The sequence below is a fragment of the Burkholderia sp. BCC0405 genome (assembly GCF_902833075.1).
GTDB lineage: Bacteria > Pseudomonadota > Gammaproteobacteria > Burkholderiales > Burkholderiaceae > Burkholderia.
Window position 1 is genome coordinate 131,385 of sequence record NZ_CADFEO010000013.1, and the last position, 15,564, is coordinate 146,948.

The following is a 15,564-nucleotide window of genomic DNA, read 5'->3' on the forward strand; positions in this document are numbered from 1 at the left end:
GCCAGACGGGCCCGCCGCGCCACCCGCGGCGGGCTTCAGTCAACCCAAGCATTGAGGATGTAACCGTGAACAAACTCGCTCTTGCGCTCGCACTTTCCGCAACGGCCCTCGCTGCATGCTCGACCGCATCCGGCCCGACCTTCAGCGCCTCCGAACTGCAACCGCGCGACGGCGTGCGTACCTTCCAGGTGGACTGTCACGGCCTGCTGTCGGGCCCGCAGACCTGCATGAAGGCCGCCCGCAAGATTTGCGGCGAAGAGCCGGTGCGCGCCGTCGACTCGGCCCGTGCGCTGCGCGACAAATCCGATCCCGCGACGCTCGTGTTCCAGTGCGGCGCCGCGCCGGCCGAAGCGGCGTCGGCCGCCGCGCCGGCGGCTGCCGTCGTCGAACAGGTGAACCTGTCGGGCGACGCGCTGTTCGCAACCGACCACGCGACGCTCACCCCGACCGCGCGCGAATCGCTCGACCGGTTGCTGAGCGAGCGCGCAGACCGTACGTACTCGCAGGTGAGCGTCACCGGCTTTACGGATGCGGTGGGCAGCGACGACTACAACCTCGCGCTGTCGAAGCGCCGCGCCGAATCCGTCGCGGCGTACCTGAAGGCGCACGGCCTGAAGACCGACTCGCTGACGGTCACGGGTCGCGGCAAGGCCGATCCGGTCGCGTCCAACGCGACGCCGGAAGGCCGCGCCAGCAACCGCCGCGTCGAAATCCGCCTGCAGCGCTGAGCGGGCCGCCGCCGCGCGCGGCGGCCCGATCCGACCGGCCGCCAGCGCCGCGCCGGGCTCGCACCCGACCTGCGCCGGACCGCCCGGGCGCCGCTTCGCCGGCGCCCGTTTCCGTTGGCCGGCGGCTATGTCAAAGTTCGTCACGTCCTGCCAAAACCGGTGGTTTCCGTGCCACAATCGCCGCAGACAGTCGCCGGGGCAGCCTGCCCGAATCGCACGCCGTGCCAGGCGTGCCCGACGACACGCCGGAAACCGGCTGCCGCCCTCGCGAACCAGGTCGCCCGATTCGCCCGCCGCGGCGCACCGGCGTACATGCAACCATGACAATCCACGGCGCGCCGCTGCCAGGCCAGACGCTCGACGCGATGCCCGGACGCACGATGCCGCAGAGGAAACCAACCGGTGACGGACATCAATGAAGCCGCCTCGGGCGGCACCCGCAGGCAACGGCCGGCGGTCGGCATCTCGCTGTTTGCGCGCGACGGCCAGGCGATCTGGGAAAACGGCATCCACCAGAACATCGCGTTCCTCGCGATGATGCTCAAGCGCTCGGATCGTGTCGGCCCCGTCTACTTCCTGAACGGCGGCGACGCCAGCGCGCTGCCGGCCGGCCTCGAACTCGACGGCCTCGACATCCCGCTCGTGAAGCCCTCCGACGTCACGCACGAACTCGACGTCGTGATCGAAATGGGCGCACAGCTGCCGGTCGAATGGCTCCGGCACATGAAGGCGCTCGGCAAGAAAATCGCCGCATTCTTCTGCGGGCACGTGTACGCCGGCCTGTGCGAAACCCCGATCTTCGGCAAACCGTCGGGGCACATCTTCAACGGCGCGCCGTTCGACGAAGTGTGGCTGCTGCCGCAATACGACAAGGCCGCGGCGCCGATGCTGCAGACCATCCTGCGCGCGCCGGTCCACCTGATGCCGCACATCTGGTCGCCCTACTTCCTCGAGCGCCGCATCGCCGCGCTCGCCGCGGAAGGCGCGACGTTCGGCTATCGGCCGGGCCGCCGCCCGTGGCGCCTGGCGACGCTCGAACCGAACATCTCGGTCGCCAAGTCCTGCCATTACCCGATGCTCGCGTGCGACGAGCTCTACCGTGCGCGCCCGGACGCGGTTCAGCACATGTTCGTCGTGAACTCACTGCACATGAAGGAGCATCCGACCTTCGTGCACTTCGCGAACAGCCTCGATCTCGTGCGCCAGCACAAGGCGACCTTCGAGCCGCGCCTCGACCTGCCGGGCTTCATGGCGCGCCATGCGGACGCAGTCGTGTCGCACCACTGGGAAAACGGGCAGAACTACCTGTATTACGACGTGCTGTACGGTGGCTACCCGCTGATCCACAACTCGACGCTGATCGGCGACGCCGGCTACTACTACCCGGACTTCGATTCCGCCGCGGGCGGCCGGGCGCTGCTCGATGCGTGGCTGCACCACGACGAACGCCTCGACGACTACCGCGCGAAAGCCGGCCGGCTGCTGCAGTCGGTCTCGATCGACAACCCCGCGAACCTCGACGCGTTCGTCTCGCGTCTGGTCGCCTGAACCGGAGCATACGCATGTCGGACTCCAATGCCCGTCAAGCGCCCGGCGAGGGCAAGCGTCTCGTCGTCGGCGTGTCGCTGTTCGTGCGCGGCGCCGGCCAGTCGCTGTGGGAAAACGGCATCTTCCAGAACTGCCTGCTGCTGATCCTGCTGCTGCGCCAGTCGCCGCTCGTCGCGCAAGCCGTAATGGTGAACGGCGGCGAACAGGTCGCCGATCCGCAGATGATGCTCGGCGAATGGGACGTGCCGCTGCTGTCGATGGACGAAGCGCTGCAGCGCTGCGACGTGCTGATCGAAATGAGCGCGCAGTTCGGCGCCGACTACCTGCGCGCGTTCCGCGAGCGCGGCGGCAAGGTCGTCACGATGCGCGTCGGCAACGACTACGTGATCGACATCGAACGCGCAATGTTCGACAAGCCGTCGGGTTTCCTGTTCTCGGGCGCGCCGTACGACGCCGTGTGGACGATTCCCGAATTCGAGCGCTCGTGCCTGCACTATTACCAGACGGGCCTGCGCGCGCCCGTCACGATCGTCCCGCACATCTGGCACCCGATGCTGTTCGACAAGGCGCGCGCGACGCTCGGCGCGGGGCTGTCGTATGGCTATCAGCCCGGCAAGCCGCGCTGGCGCGTGACGATGTTCGAGCCGAACATCTGCATGGTGAAGACGAGCGTCATCCCGATGCTGGTGGCCGAGGAAGCGTATCGCGCCAAGCCTGATTTCCTCGAGTTCGTGCGCGTGTGCAACACGCTGCACCTGAAGGAGCATGCGACGTTCGTCCACTTCGCGAAGAGCCTCGACATCGTGAACCACGGGATCACGACGTTCGAAAGCCGCTATGCAGTGTACGAGTTCATGGCCGCGTACGGCGATGCGGTGGTGTCGCACACCTGGGAAAACGCGCAGAACTACCTGTACTACGAGCTGCTGTACGGCGACTATCCGCTGATCCACAACTCGCCGTTCCTCGGCAAGGCCGGGTATTTCTATCCGGACTTCGACTGCCAGGCCGGCGGCCTCGCGCTGCTGAAGGCATTCGCCGAGCACGACGCCAACCTCGACGCCTATCGCGAGCAGTCGAAGCACGTGCTCAGTTCCGTCAGCATCTACAACCCCGAGAACGTCTCCGCCTATACGGACGCGATCGCCACCCTCTATCGCGACGCCTGACGCGCCGCCCATTCCGGACTCCGACATGAACGCACGCCCGACCCTCACCCGCGCCAAATGGCTGATCGGCTGCGCCGTCGCTTCGATCGCGATCGGCGCACACGCGCAATCGTCAGGCGAATCGGCCGACGCGCTGCTCAGCGACTCGGATGCGGTGTTCAAGCAGCTCGACGCCGGCAAGTACGCCGCGGTTTGGACCGACGCGGCCCCGTTCGTGAAGTCGCGCATCAAGCAGGATCAGTTCGCGGCCGACATGCAGCGCGCCCGCCAGTCGGTCGGCACGGTGCGCCATCGCGGCTGGGCGCAGATCACGCGCATCCGCTACACGAACGCGGGCACGACGCCCGACGGGCTGTATGCGAACGTCGACTATACGACCACGCTGGCGAGCGGCGCGACCGTGTTCGAGAAGCTGAGCTTTCGCCTCGAGGACGACGGCCAGTGGCGCCTGACCGGCTACGTGCCGCGCCAGTCTCAGAACTACGCGCCGTAAGTCGCGCCCCCTGCACCCCGGAGCCGCCATGAAACTCAATGTCGCGATAACGATGAACGTACAGCGCGACGCGACGCAGTCGATCTGGTACAACGGCGCGAACCAGCACTGCGTGTACCTGTACATGCTGCTGAAGCGCTCGCCGCTGATCGGCGAGGTCTGGCTCGCGCACGACGACGGCATCACCGACTATCCGCAGGCGCTGATGATGGACGCGTTCGGCGGCGCGCTGCGGCCGCTGTCGGCCGTGGTCCACCAGACCGACCTGCTGATCGAGATGAACGCGTTCATCGATTCGACCCACACGGACGCCGTGCGCCGGCGCGGCGGCAAGTGCGTGTCGTATCGCTTCGGCAACGACTACGTGATCGCCGTCGAGACGATCAACTTCGAGAAGAACCCATGGCGGCCGAACCCGAACCGCGTGCAGTTCGACGAGATCTGGACCAACCCGCAGCACATGCATACGTGCGCGGCGTATTTCCAGGCCGTCTATCGCGCGCCGGTGATCGAGCTGCCGCACATCTGGTCGCCGTATTTCATCGAGCGCAGCCTCGACGCCGATCCTGACCTGAAGGCGCGCTTCGGCTACCGCAACCACGGCCCCGCGAAGCGCATCGCGTTCTTCGAGCCGAACCTGAACGTCGTGAAGAGCTCGATCGTGCCGATGCTCGCCGCGAACGCGTGCTATGTCGAGCACCCGGAGCTCGTCGAGCACGTGTACATGACCAATACGTTCGACAAGAAGGAAAACGTCGCCTTCAAGCATCTCGCGCTCGGGCTCGAGATGGTGCGCGACGGCAAGGCGACCGCCGACGTGCGCGCGCCGTTCGTCGCATGGGCCGCGCATCACACCGACATCGTCGTGTCGCACCACTGGGAAAACGGCCTGAACTACCTGCTGTACGACGCGCTTTACGGCAACTACCCGCTCGTGCACAACTCACCGTTCCTGCGCGACGTCGGCTACTACTATCCGGACTTCGAGATCTTCGATGCGGCGCGCGCGATCGCGACCGCCGCGCAGACGCACGACGCGCGACTCGACGACTACGCGGCGGCGGCCCGCCGCTGCCTGCACCAGGTCGACACGCTCGCCGAGCACAATGTCCACGCCTATTCCGCGCAGATCCGGCAGCTGTTTGCCGAGCGCGCGCTCGGCTGACCTCACGAGTCCACGCCACGCCCATGAATCAGACCGTCCGCAATTTCGTCGTGATCGACTCGATCCACGGCCCGTTCGTCATCAACCGGCACTGCGCGCTTCAGGCCGAAGCGCTGATCAAGACCGGCCGGCCGCATATCCAGGGCGAGCTCGATACGATCCTGCACGTGATCGACCAGTTGCCGGACAACGCGATCGCGGTGGACGGCGGCGCGAACGCGGGGCTCGTGTGCGTGCCGATCGCGCACCGGCTGCATGCGCGCGGCGGCCGCGTGTATGCGTTCGAGCCGCAGCGCACGCTGTTCCATGCGCTCGGCGGCACTGTCGCGCTGAACCAGCTCGACAACCTCCATCTGCTGAACATGGGGCTCGCCAGCACCAACGGCACGATGAAAGTGCCCGACGTCGACTACGGACAGGACGCCGACTTCGGCACGGTCTCGCTCGTCGACGGGCAGGCCGAGGGCGGCACGCCGACACCCGTCGTGCGGCTCGACTCGCTCGGGCTGCCTCGGCTGGATTTCCTGAAGCTCGACATCGAAGGGATGGAGATCGACGCGCTGCGCGGCGCGCGCCAGCTGATCGAGACGCATCTGCCGTGGTGCTGGATCGAATACTGGAAAGTCGGCGAGGCGCCGATCATCGCCACGTTCGCCGGACTCGACTACACGTTCTACCGCATCGACGGCCTGAACATGCTGTGTGTGCCGAACCCGCGCTGGGACCGGCAGAAGCTGATCATCTCGGGCGAACCGCTCGCCGTCGCGGCGCAGGCGGAACACGATATGGCGCCCCCGGCAACGACAGCCGCAGCCGCCGATGCGCCCGAAACGAGCTGGAATCTCGCACTCGACCACGAGTCGCGCTGCGAATGGGGCCATGCAATCGAACGCTGGCAGCGTGCGCGCGGCCGCGGGCTCGACGACGATGCGATCGCGCTGCAGCTGGCGTCGTGCTACGGCTTCGCCGGCGCCCCCGAAGCCGGGCTCGCGGCGCTCGAACGCTTCGGCGATCCTGCCGCGCTGCCCGATGCGACGCGCGGGCGCATCGAACTCGCGCGCGCGACGCTGCTGCTGCGCGCCGGCCGGCGCGACGAGGCCGCCCGTGCCACCATCGCCAGCGAAAACGTGCTGACGGCCACGCAGTTCGGGCTGCCGACGGACCGGCTCTACCAGGGCCAGCCGCTGCAGGGCAAGCGGCTGCTGGTGCTCAGCTACGGCGGCGTCGGCGACCAGCTCCAGTACGCGCGCTACCTGCATGCGCTCGACACGCTCGGCTGCACGAGCGTGACCGTCGTCGTGCCTGACGCGCTGACGGGCCTGCTGCGTCACACGTTCCCGCACATCGAATTCGTCGGCGCACACGGCGCCTGGGTCGACACGTCGCAACTCGCGCACGACTACTGGTGTTCGTTCCTGATGCTCGCCGCGCAGTTCGGCTACGCGCCGGCGCCCGCAGGCGCGGCGGCCGCGTACCTGTCTTGCCCGCCCGAGCGCGCGGCCGCGTGGCGCGAGCGCGTGCAGCGCGACGGCCACGCCGCCGGCACGCGCCGCATCGGGCTCAACTGGCGCGGGCGCGAAGAAAGCGACACGCGCTTCCATCGCGCGGCCAGCCTGCTCGATCTCGCGCCGCTCACGCGGATGCATGGCCACGCCGCGTACTGCATCAATCGCGACCTGTCCGCGCAGTCCGAGCAATCGGCGCTGCCGGTGACGTTCCCGCATCACGCGATCGGTGATTTCAGCGACCTGGCGGCGCTGATGCTCACGCTGGATGCCGTGGTGACCACCTGCACCGCACACATCCACCTCGCCGGCGCGCTCGGCGTGCCGGCCGTGCTGCTGCTCAGCCCGAAAGCCGATGCGCGCTGGGAAACGGGCTCGCGCACCGCACTCTATCCGGGCATCCGGATCGTGCGCGCCGCGCACGTCGGGCAATGGGACGACGCGGTCGACCGCGCGATGGCGTTCGTGCTCGGCGGATTCGGGAAGGATTGATCGACTGGATGCGGATCGGGGCCGCTGCATGCGGATGATGTCGGCGCGGGCCGCGCATCTCGCGCTGCACCATGGCCCGTGACTGGCGCGAACGGGCGCTAGACCAGCACCCGATCGCCGCTCTGCGCGGCGAACCTACGGCCATGCCGCTGCCCTATCCGCGCGAGCACCGCGAAGCAACGCGCCATCGGCCGGCTGGCGCCGCCGGATTGCTTGACGAGGCTGTCGGATACGCCACGCGCGATTGCCGAATCGTCGCCGCACGCGCCCGCGATGACACCCGCGTAATAGTGGCGCGCCGCCAGCTCGCGGCAGCCGGCGTCGAGCGGCCTCATTCGCTGAATGCGACGCGCAATGGCTTTGAGGCCGTCGAGATACGGCGCGACGTCGATCGGCACATCGGTCGATTCGGCGCCCAGTTGCCACAGCATGTCGGCCAGCTCGGCGATCGCGACGAGGTCGCGCGCACCGTTCGCCTGCGTGCCCGTTCCGGCTCCGGCCTTCGTCCCTGCCATGCTCACGCCCCTTTGCGATTCGTCCCGGCCACGCGCCGGTCTCGCCCGACATCGGCGTGCATCGTGCACGCCACCTCGCCTGTTCCCGCGCCGTCACGCGGCGGCCGGCGACCGCCATGAAAAGCGAATGCCCTGCGCCCAGGCGACGCCGGCATCCAGGACGATCTGCCGGTCGACCTCGCTCTCCACGCCTTCGACGACGACGTGGCGCGCGCCTTCATGCGCGAACGCGATCAGCCGGCGAAACTGGTAGCGCCCGATCGCGTTGCGCTTGATCATCGACAGGATCGACCGGTCGAGCTTCACGATGTCGGGATTGCCGACCACCAGGTTGTTCAATGCGCTGAAGCCGACACCGAAATCGTCGATCGCGATGCGGCACCCGGCTTGCCGGAAGCGGTTCACGAACGATCGCCCCGCGACGGGATTCAGCGGCCCCGTCTCCGTGATCTCGACCACCAGCCGCGCAGCGACCGACGGCTCGCGCTCGAGCCGCCTGAAGATGGCCAGCCACGCGTCGTCGACCACCGCGCTCGCCGCCGCCACATTGCAGCCGTAGACGGCAGCCGGATCGGCGCGCAGCGCGTCGATCGTCCGGCCGACCACGAGCCGGTCGAACCACCGCATCAGCCCGAGCGCCTCGAGGCGCGGCAGGAACGCGACCGGCGGCAGCGCATCGCGCTCGCCCCACCGCAATCGCGCCAGGCATTCCTGGTACAGCACGCCGCCCGACAGATCGGCCCGGCACACGGGCTCTTGCGCGAACCCGAGCCGGCTTTCCACGAAACTGCGTACCGACGCGAGGTCGGGATGATCGTCGGGGGCGCCGAACACGAGATCGATTTCGTCACGATTCGCTTCCCGATTCGCCTCCAGGCGAGCTTCGACCGCATTCATCCGGCGCTCCGGCAAATGGCGAGCCGCCGGTCGCGGCTCGACCTCAAGAAACATGCGGAGCAAGCCGACCACAACGCGCTCCGCTGCCTACCCGGCCCATCCTGTTATGTCGATCTTTTCCGGGAGCGTACTTTTCGCTTCGGCGCGCCGTCAAATTCGATATTTTTCAACGATATTCAGTTACTGGGAATACACCACGGATGCACGATACCGACTGTGCGACAGGCCACACTAACGCAAATTACGGAACCCCGATTCAGATATCGTTTATTCTTTTTCTTCTAAACAACCACAGCCAACTCAATTCTTCCGAAATTTGCGGGCCTCGAAATCGGAAAATCTCAATTGATCAGATAAATACCGGCCCGCGAAGCATTGTCCGTGCCCACTGCCAGGCCCGCCGCGGAGGTCTGTCATCCGGTTTGCTTTTCGCCGGAAATCGGCCGCCGCGCGCCATTCGATCACCGCAGCATTCAATTTTATCGTTTCAAACGAATTACTGGATTTCCAACCAGGAATCAATCCGCCTTGAATCAATAATATCAAGTTAATTCATATGACTATTATCGATTGAAACATGTTTAACAATCTTAAAGACTTGTTAACCTATAAAATAATTTCTGACGGACTTCCCTCGGAGCCGTCAGATTCGTGCCTTCAAAAACCGTCGAACCGATCGGGTTCGGCGGTTTCTTTTTTAACGGCATCATTTCGTCAGACATTAGGGCGGGCCAATCCCGATAGCGGGATTCGGCGCGCCGGTGTGCGCCGCGCGAAAAATCGGGCCTTATGCGGCCGATGCGCCGATCAGATTCGCGAGCAGCGCGTCGTATTCGGCAACGAGCGCCGGATTCGCCGCCGTATAGCGGGCGAGGATCTCGCGCTGGCGCCGCGTGTACGCTTCCCAGTCGTCATCGTGCGTATGCAGCGCGCGCAACAGCGCATCGGCGCCCTGCTGCACGTCGTTGTCCGGATAGTAGTAGCCGAGATCGGGCGCGAGGCTCGCGTTGTGCACGAGCGGATAGCCCTGCCAGCACACGTCGAAATAGAAATAGTTGAGCGGGTTCGACCATTGGTGCGACACGACGATATCGGTCAGGTCGGCCAGGAACAGCGGCGTATCGAAGCGTCCGACGAAGCTCGCCTTGCCTGCGCGCACGATGTCGAGGTAGTTCATCAGCATCACGAACTCGGGGCTGTCGTGCGCGAGACGGTCGGCGTTCGTCACGTGCGTGAAGCAGATCGCGTCGGGATCGCGGCGATATGCTTCGTCGATGATCAGCATCGGATACACGCAGAACTTCACCACGTCGTGGTTCGGCTCCATCACCGTCAGACGCTTGCCGGGCTCGCTGCGCGGCCGGTACTCGCCGCGCTCGGGCAGCGGCTGCGCGCGCGCACTCAGGAACATCGGATCCCACACGAACGGCACGACGCGCCCCGGGCAGCGGCGCAGCGACTGCAGGAACGGCAGCGACGAGGGCGCGATCTGCGGAATCGCCCACACCTCGTCGTAGCCGCGGTTGATGAACAGCGAATCCCATAGCCGGCGGCCGAACAGCATCGACTCCATCACGTTGATGTACTCGACGCCGCAGCAGTAGCTGACGAGCTTCGCGCCGCGCGCCTTCAGGTAGGCCGTTTGCTCCGCGTTGACCTGGCCGCCGAGCTCGATCAGCACGTCGACGGAATCCTTCATGTCGTCGAACGTGCGCGTGTCGAATACGCTGCGATCCCACGGCAACGCATCGGTGAGCGGCACATCGGTGGTGTTGACCAGCGTCACGCGGTAGCCGTGCGGCGACGCCATCAGCAGCTTCGCGAGAAACAGCGCGTTCTGCTTGATGCCGTTGATCCACAGGCTTTCGTCGGGCGCACGCAGTCCGATCGTGATACCGATGCGCAGGCCGTTCAGGACAGGAGACGTCATCGTCGGCGGGATGGGAGGTTGGATGGAAGTGGAATGAAGCAGTGTAGCGCGCGAAGCGCCGCCCGCGTCAAGCGGCGGCGCACGTCGACGGCAATCGGGCATTCTAGCGGACCGCCGGCCCGGACACTGTCATGGATTGTTCGCCCGCACCGGCCGCATTGAAGTGAGAGGTCACCTGCCGGCCATGGTCGCCACCGCGCGGGGGATACCGCTTCATCACGCCGGCCGGTTGCGTGGTGACGAGACGCGAAATCAATCCGGTATCGGGGCGCACAGAGCGGCCAAGCTCGGCGAACGACACATCGGCCTGCGTATCGAAGAACGGATAGCGGCCGCTCGTCGCCGCGTTGAAGGGCGCGGCAACGCTGGCTCGCCATGCGTCGTTCAGGCTCGCCACGGCCGGATCCAACCAGCCGGCGCGCCCCGCTTGCCGTCAGATCGCCGTCATCGTCGGCGCCACGGCGGCCGGATCGGTGATGCTGGCCTTGCCGGTTTCGACGTGCCCCGCGATGCGGCGCATCCAGCCCGCGTTCCCCGCCACCGTGAACTGCAGGTCGTACCAGTGGCTGCTGCACGACAAATCCCAGTGCGCTTCGACGCGCTGCCCCGGCGGAATCGTCAGCGTGCGCGCGGCCCCGCCGTACGCGACATCGATCGCCGTGACCGTGAGCGCGCTGGTGCCGGCATTGGCGAGCGTCACGTAGATGTCGCCGTTGGCGACGTCATAGCACGGTGTGATTTCCGGCTTCGCACCGGCATCCGCGGCGGCGGCCCCCGCGAAGCGCCGGAAATAGCCGTTCGGGCCCCAGACGCTCACCAGGTAGTTGCCGTTCGCGTCGAGCGCCCACGTATCGGTCAGTTGCTTGCCCGCTTCGACCGTGTAGCGGCGCGGCATCGCGGTGGCGTCGCCGGTATAAACCCAGAAGTGCGCGCCTTGCGTGCCGGTATTCGCGAACGTCAGTGCGTAGCCTTGCGCCCCGAGCTGGCCGGTGACGTGCAATTCGTACGGCAGCGCGCGCGCCGGCCGCGTGCCGGGCTCCTGCGCCGTCACGACCTGCTGCGCGGTGCTCGCCGGCGCGGTCTGCGACGACGCGCGCGAGCATTGCAGGTCCGCCTGCGCGACATACGCCTGCGTGCTCGGCAACGTCGGCACCGTTGCATCCGGTTTCGAGAAGTCGAGCGCGGAGGTCAGGTCGCCGCAAATCGCGCGGCGCCACGGCGAGATGTTCGTTTCCATCACGCCGAAACGCTTCTCGATGAATTGCAGCACCGACGTGTGATCGAAGACCTGCGAGCAGACGAAGCCGCCCTTCGACCACGGCGAGACGACGAACATCGGCACGCGCGGGCCGAGCCCGTACGGCAGGTTGTCGGCGGTATACGCGCCGGTCTGCGTCTTGGTCACGACGTTGTGCCGCTCGAGCGACACGTCCACGGTGCTCATGCCGGAGCCCGGCAGCGTCGGCGCCTGCGGCGGCACGACATGGTCGAAGAAGCCGTCGTTCTCGTCGTACATGATGAGCAGGACGGTCTTGCTCCACACGTCCGGATTGGACGTCAGTGCATCGAGGATGTTCGACAGGTAATAAGCGCCGTACAGCGGCGTGAACTTCGGATGTTCCGAATACGCGGCGGGCGGCAGCAGCCACGATACCTGCGGCAGCGCGTTCGCCTGCACGTCGGCTTTCAGCTGCGTGATCGAGCGCGTGCTCATCCCGCGCGTCTGCAGCGACGAACCGGCCGGCGCGTTCACGAAGTTCTCGAAGCACGCGAGCATGTTCGTGCCATAGTTGCCGGTGAAATTGTCGAACCCGGTGCCCTGCTGGTAGATCTGCCACGAGATGCCGGCCTGCTCGAGCCGCTCCGGGTAGGTCTTCCAGCTGAAGGGCGGCAACTGGATCTTGTCGAACTGGTTGTCGATGTAATCGGTGTTGTCGAGCAGCGGGCCGCCGCCCGTGCCGAGCGGATCGACCATGCCCGTCATCAGGTACATGCGGTTCGGATGCGTGTTGCCCGGAATCGAGCAGAAGTAGTTGTCGCACACCGTGAACGCATCCGCGAGCGCGTAGTGGAACGGGATGTCGTCGCGGACGTGGTAGCCCATCGTCATGTTGGACTTCTGCACCGCCCATTGGTCCGCACGGCCGTTGTCGATCGCGCCGTGCGTCGTCGCCCACGTATGCGGCAGGCCGCCGATGCACTGCGCGTTGACGCCCGGGTTGGTCGTGTCGTAGCGGAACGGCGCGATCACGCTCGTCTTGTCCTCCTGCCGCGGCTGGAACCACACCGGCTTGCCGTTCGGCAGCGTGACCGGGAAGCGGTCGTTATAGCCGCGCACGCCGCTCAGGTGACCGAGGTAGTGGTCGAACGAGCGGTTTTCCTGCATGAACACGACGATGTGCTGGACATCCTGGATCGTGCCCGTCACGGTATTCGGCTCGATCGCCAGCGCCTTGCGGATCGATTCGGGAAGCAGTGCGGTGGCGGCGGTCGCACCGGCGAGGCCGGCCGAGAACTTCAGGAAATCGCGTCGCGAATGGGTGGCCATGCGGGTTGCTCTTGATTGGATTTCTGGTGGGAACGACCGGGATCAGGAAGCGGGCGAAGAGGCAGGTGCGGTGAAACCGGGCGGGCAGTGCATCTGCGCGGTGGCGACCAGGCCGTCGCCGCATGCGGCCTTCTGCTGCGCGACGGGTGCGGCGGGTGCGGTCAGGTCGTCGTTGCAGGCGCCGAGGAGTACTGTCAGCGCGATCAGGCCAGCGACCGCGACGGGCCGTAGGGCCGAGTTTCGCATAACGTCTCTCCGTGGATATGAGGACGTGACACGGGCGCGGGTGCGCACCGGTCATGTCGACGGCGAGATGCTAATTACAGCGTGTTACACGACAGTGTCGCGCAAGGAGGCGAGCTGCGTGCTCACGGACAGCAGCACGTGTCAGGACGGAAAGATGAGCAAGCGGCGTAATGCAATCGAAAGATTCGCATTGCTTCGTTTTTGCCGAGCGATCGAAGCAGGCTTGTCGCAGTACCGCTCGTGCAACGAATCTCGAAGCGTCTTTGACGGGCCGGCAGCCGCGACAGCCGGCCCGCAACCAGCGAAACAGGCGACCCTCAGCCTTCCGCCATCATCAGCAACTGCGCGCCATCCGCGACCTGGTCGCCGACGCCGTACAGCACTTCCGCGACAACGCCCGCGCTCGGCGCACCGATCGTGTGCTCCATCTTCATCGCTTCCATCACGATCAGCGGCGTGCCGGCTTCGACCTTCTGGCCGGGCTCGACCAGCACCGCGATCACCTTGCCGGGCATCGGCGCGGTCAGGCGGCCACCGCCCTGCTCCGCGTCACCCGCATGCGCGAGCAGGTTGCGCCATTCGAGCGTCTCGGCCGCGCCCTGCGTGAATACATGGAACGTGTCGCCGTCCGCATACACGCGGCCGCTGCTGCGCACGCCGCCGAGCGTCACGTCGAAATCGAGCGGCGTGGCGCCGCGCGTCCACGCGAACGGTTGCGCGGCTGCGCCGCCGGCCGCGAGGCGCGCAAGCGCACCGTCGTCCTCGTAGGTGACCGTCACGTCCGCTTCGCGCTCGGCCGCACGCCATTCGAGCGTGCGGCGATAGCCGCCGTTCAGTCGCCAGTTGGGCAGCGCGTCCCACGGCGACGAACCCTGCGCGGCCGCGCCGCGCTCGCGTGCGAGCAGCGCCGCGCAGGCAAGCGCGAGCGTCGCGCGCGGCGGCTCTTGCGGCGCGAACAGCGCGTCGTGATTGCGCTCGATCAGGCCCGTATCGAGATCGGCCGCCGCGAACGGTTCGCACGCAACGATCCGCTGCAGGAACGCGGCGTTCGTGTGCAGGCCGACCACTTCGCATGCGCGCAGCGCGCGCAGCATCAGGCTCAGCGCTTCCGCACGGTCCGCGCCATGGACGATCAGCTTCGCGATCATCGGATCGTAGAACGGCGTGATCGCATCGCCTTCGCGCACGCCGCTGTCGACGCGCACCGATGCACCGATCGCGAACTCGACGCCTGCCGGCAACCGCAGGTGCTTCAGCGTGCCCGTCGACGGCAGGAAGCCGCGCGCCGGGTTCTCCGCATAGAGACGCGCCTCGAGCGCATGGCCCTGCACGTGTAGTTCGTCCTGCTTCAGCGGCAGCGGCTCGCCGGATGCGACGCGCAGTTGCCATTCGACGAGATCCAGCCCCGTGACCATCTCGGTGACCGGATGCTCGACCTGCAGACGCGTGTTCATTTCCATGAAGTAGAACGCGTCGCCCGTCATGATGAACTCGACGGTGCCCGCGCCGACATAGCCGACCGCGCGCGCGGCCGCGACGGCCGCTTCGCCCATCGCACGGCGCACGTCGTCGTGCAGGCCCGGCGCCGGCGCTTCTTCGAGCACCTTCTGGTGACGGCGCTGCACCGAGCAGTCGCGGTCGAACAAGTACACGGTATTGCCGTGCGTGTCGCCGAACACCTGCACCTCGACGTGGCGCGGGCGTGTCAGGTATTTCTCGATCAGCACGCGATCGTTGCCGAAGCTGCTCGCGGCTTCGCGCTGGCACGACGCGAGCGCCGCCGGGAAATCGTCGGAGCGCTCGACCACGCGCATGCCCTTGCCGCCGCCGCCCGCGCTGGCCTTCAGCAGCACCGGGTAGCCGATCTCGTCGGCTTCGCGATGCAGGTTGGCGGCGTCCTGGTCGTCGCCGTGATAGCCGGGCACGAGCGGCACCGCAGCCGCGTGCATCAGCGCCTTCGCGGCAGCCTTCGAGCCCATCGCCGCGATCGCGTCGACCGGCGGCCCGATGAAGACGATGCCGGCCGCTTCGCACGCATGCGCGAAATCTTCGTTCTCCGACAGAAAGCCGTAGCCGGGGTGGATCGCCTGCGCGCCGGTGGCGCGCGCCGCTTCGATGATGCGCTCGATGCGCAGGTAGCTGTCGGCCGCGGCCGAGCCGCCGATGTGCACGGCTTCGTCGCACGCGGCCACGTGTTTCGCGTTCGCGTCCGCGTCGGAATAGACGGCGACGCTCGCAATCCCGAGACGTTTGCACGTCGCGGCGACGCGGCACGCGATTTCGCCTCGGTTGGCGATCAGAATCTTGTCGAACATGGCTTCGGTGTCG

General features: G+C 66.7%; 13 protein-coding genes. 6 read left to right on the top strand and 7 right to left on the bottom strand.

Annotated elements, in window-relative coordinates:
* The first annotated feature begins 65 nt into the window (after positions 1 to 65).
* The 6 genes from HWX36_RS22260 to HWX36_RS22285 all read left to right on the top strand — a co-directional run bounded on the left by HWX36_RS22260 (position 66) and on the right by HWX36_RS22285 (position 7,100).
* Positions 66 to 728, top strand: coding sequence for an OmpA family protein (locus tag HWX36_RS22260; protein ID WP_175954769.1), 663 nt, complete (start codon positions 66 to 68; stop codon positions 726 to 728).
* Positions 729 to 1,130: 402 nt separating this feature from the next.
* Complete coding sequence (locus HWX36_RS22265; protein ID WP_175954771.1) at positions 1,131 to 2,276, top strand: DUF2827 domain-containing protein; 1,146 nt, start codon at positions 1,131 to 1,133, stop codon at positions 2,274 to 2,276.
* A gap of 14 nt (positions 2,277 to 2,290) precedes the next feature.
* Positions 2,291 to 3,445, top strand: a complete 1,155-nt coding sequence (locus tag HWX36_RS22270; protein ID WP_175954773.1) for a DUF2827 domain-containing protein — start codon at positions 2,291 to 2,293, stop codon at positions 3,443 to 3,445.
* Between the two features lie 25 nt (positions 3,446 to 3,470).
* Positions 3,471 to 3,938: a DUF4019 domain-containing protein gene (locus tag HWX36_RS22275; protein WP_175954775.1), complete on the top strand. Its 468-nt coding sequence runs from the start codon at positions 3,471 to 3,473 to the stop codon at positions 3,936 to 3,938.
* 28 nt (positions 3,939 to 3,966) lie between these two features.
* Entirely contained in the window at positions 3,967 to 5,103 is a 1,137-nt protein-coding gene (locus HWX36_RS22280) for a DUF2827 family protein (protein ID WP_175954776.1), read from the top strand.
* Positions 5,104 to 5,126: 23 nt separating this feature from the next.
* Positions 5,127 to 7,100, top strand: a complete 1,974-nt coding sequence (locus HWX36_RS22285; protein ID WP_175954778.1) for an FkbM family methyltransferase — start codon at positions 5,127 to 5,129, stop codon at positions 7,098 to 7,100.
* Between the two features lie 98 nt (positions 7,101 to 7,198).
* Here the strand turns inward: HWX36_RS22285 and HWX36_RS22290 are convergent, their stop codons facing one another.
* From HWX36_RS22290 to HWX36_RS22320, 7 genes are all read right to left on the bottom strand, one after another.
* A complete protein-coding gene (locus tag HWX36_RS22290) occupies positions 7,199 to 7,615 on the bottom strand; it encodes a hypothetical protein (protein ID WP_175954780.1) in 417 nt (138 codons plus the stop codon).
* A gap of 93 nt (positions 7,616 to 7,708) precedes the next feature.
* The gene (locus HWX36_RS22295) at positions 7,709 to 8,512 is read right to left on the bottom strand and encodes an EAL domain-containing protein (RefSeq protein ID WP_175954782.1); all 804 of its coding nucleotides are present in this window, start codon (positions 8,510 to 8,512) and stop codon (positions 7,709 to 7,711) included.
* 787 nt (positions 8,513 to 9,299) lie between these two features.
* On the bottom strand, positions 9,300 to 10,442 hold the full coding sequence (locus tag HWX36_RS22300; protein WP_175954784.1) for a DUF2827 domain-containing protein: 1,143 nt from the start codon (positions 10,440 to 10,442) through the stop codon (positions 9,300 to 9,302).
* A 103-nt stretch (positions 10,443 to 10,545) separates the two neighbouring features.
* Positions 10,546 to 10,839 carry a hypothetical protein gene (locus tag HWX36_RS37300; protein WP_244136492.1) on the bottom strand — a complete coding sequence of 98 codons (294 nt, stop codon included), beginning with the start codon at positions 10,837 to 10,839 and terminating at the stop codon, positions 10,546 to 10,548.
* A gap of 36 nt (positions 10,840 to 10,875) precedes the next feature.
* A complete protein-coding gene (locus HWX36_RS22310) occupies positions 10,876 to 12,990 on the bottom strand; it encodes a phospholipase C, phosphocholine-specific (RefSeq protein WP_175954786.1) in 2,115 nt (704 codons plus the stop codon).
* 42 nt (positions 12,991 to 13,032) lie between these two features.
* Positions 13,033 to 13,236 carry a hypothetical protein gene (locus tag HWX36_RS22315; RefSeq protein WP_175954787.1) on the bottom strand — a complete coding sequence of 68 codons (204 nt, stop codon included), beginning with the start codon at positions 13,234 to 13,236 and terminating at the stop codon, positions 13,033 to 13,035.
* A gap of 317 nt (positions 13,237 to 13,553) precedes the next feature.
* Positions 13,554 to 15,551, bottom strand: a complete 1,998-nt coding sequence (locus HWX36_RS22320; protein WP_175954789.1) for an acetyl/propionyl/methylcrotonyl-CoA carboxylase subunit alpha — start codon at positions 15,549 to 15,551, stop codon at positions 13,554 to 13,556.
* Positions 15,552 to 15,564: the final 13 nt, after the last annotated feature.

Excerpts from the sequence above, each read along its gene's own strand:
- HWX36_RS22270 (WP_175954773.1), top strand. The coding sequence starts at position 2,291 with ATGTCGGACTCCAATGCCCGTCAAGCGCCCGGCGAGGGCAAGCGTCTC.
- HWX36_RS22295 (WP_175954782.1), bottom strand. The coding sequence starts at position 8,512 with ATGAATGCGGTCGAAGCTCGCCTGGAGGCGAATCGGGAAGCGAATCGT.
- HWX36_RS22280 (WP_175954776.1), top strand. The coding sequence starts at position 3,967 with ATGAAACTCAATGTCGCGATAACGATGAACGTACAGCGCGACGCGACG.
- HWX36_RS22275 (WP_175954775.1), top strand. The coding sequence starts at position 3,471 with ATGAACGCACGCCCGACCCTCACCCGCGCCAAATGGCTGATCGGCTGC.
- HWX36_RS22315 (WP_175954787.1), bottom strand. The coding sequence starts at position 13,236 with ATGCGAAACTCGGCCCTACGGCCCGTCGCGGTCGCTGGCCTGATCGCG.
- HWX36_RS22310 (WP_175954786.1), bottom strand. The coding sequence starts at position 12,990 with ATGGCCACCCATTCGCGACGCGATTTCCTGAAGTTCTCGGCCGGCCTC.
- HWX36_RS22285 (WP_175954778.1), top strand. The coding sequence starts at position 5,127 with ATGAATCAGACCGTCCGCAATTTCGTCGTGATCGACTCGATCCACGGC.
- HWX36_RS22300 (WP_175954784.1), bottom strand. The coding sequence starts at position 10,442 with ATGACGTCTCCTGTCCTGAACGGCCTGCGCATCGGTATCACGATCGGA.
- HWX36_RS22320 (WP_175954789.1), bottom strand. The coding sequence starts at position 15,551 with ATGTTCGACAAGATTCTGATCGCCAACCGAGGCGAAATCGCGTGCCGC.
- HWX36_RS22290 (WP_175954780.1), bottom strand. The coding sequence starts at position 7,615 with ATGGCAGGGACGAAGGCCGGAGCCGGAACGGGCACGCAGGCGAACGGT.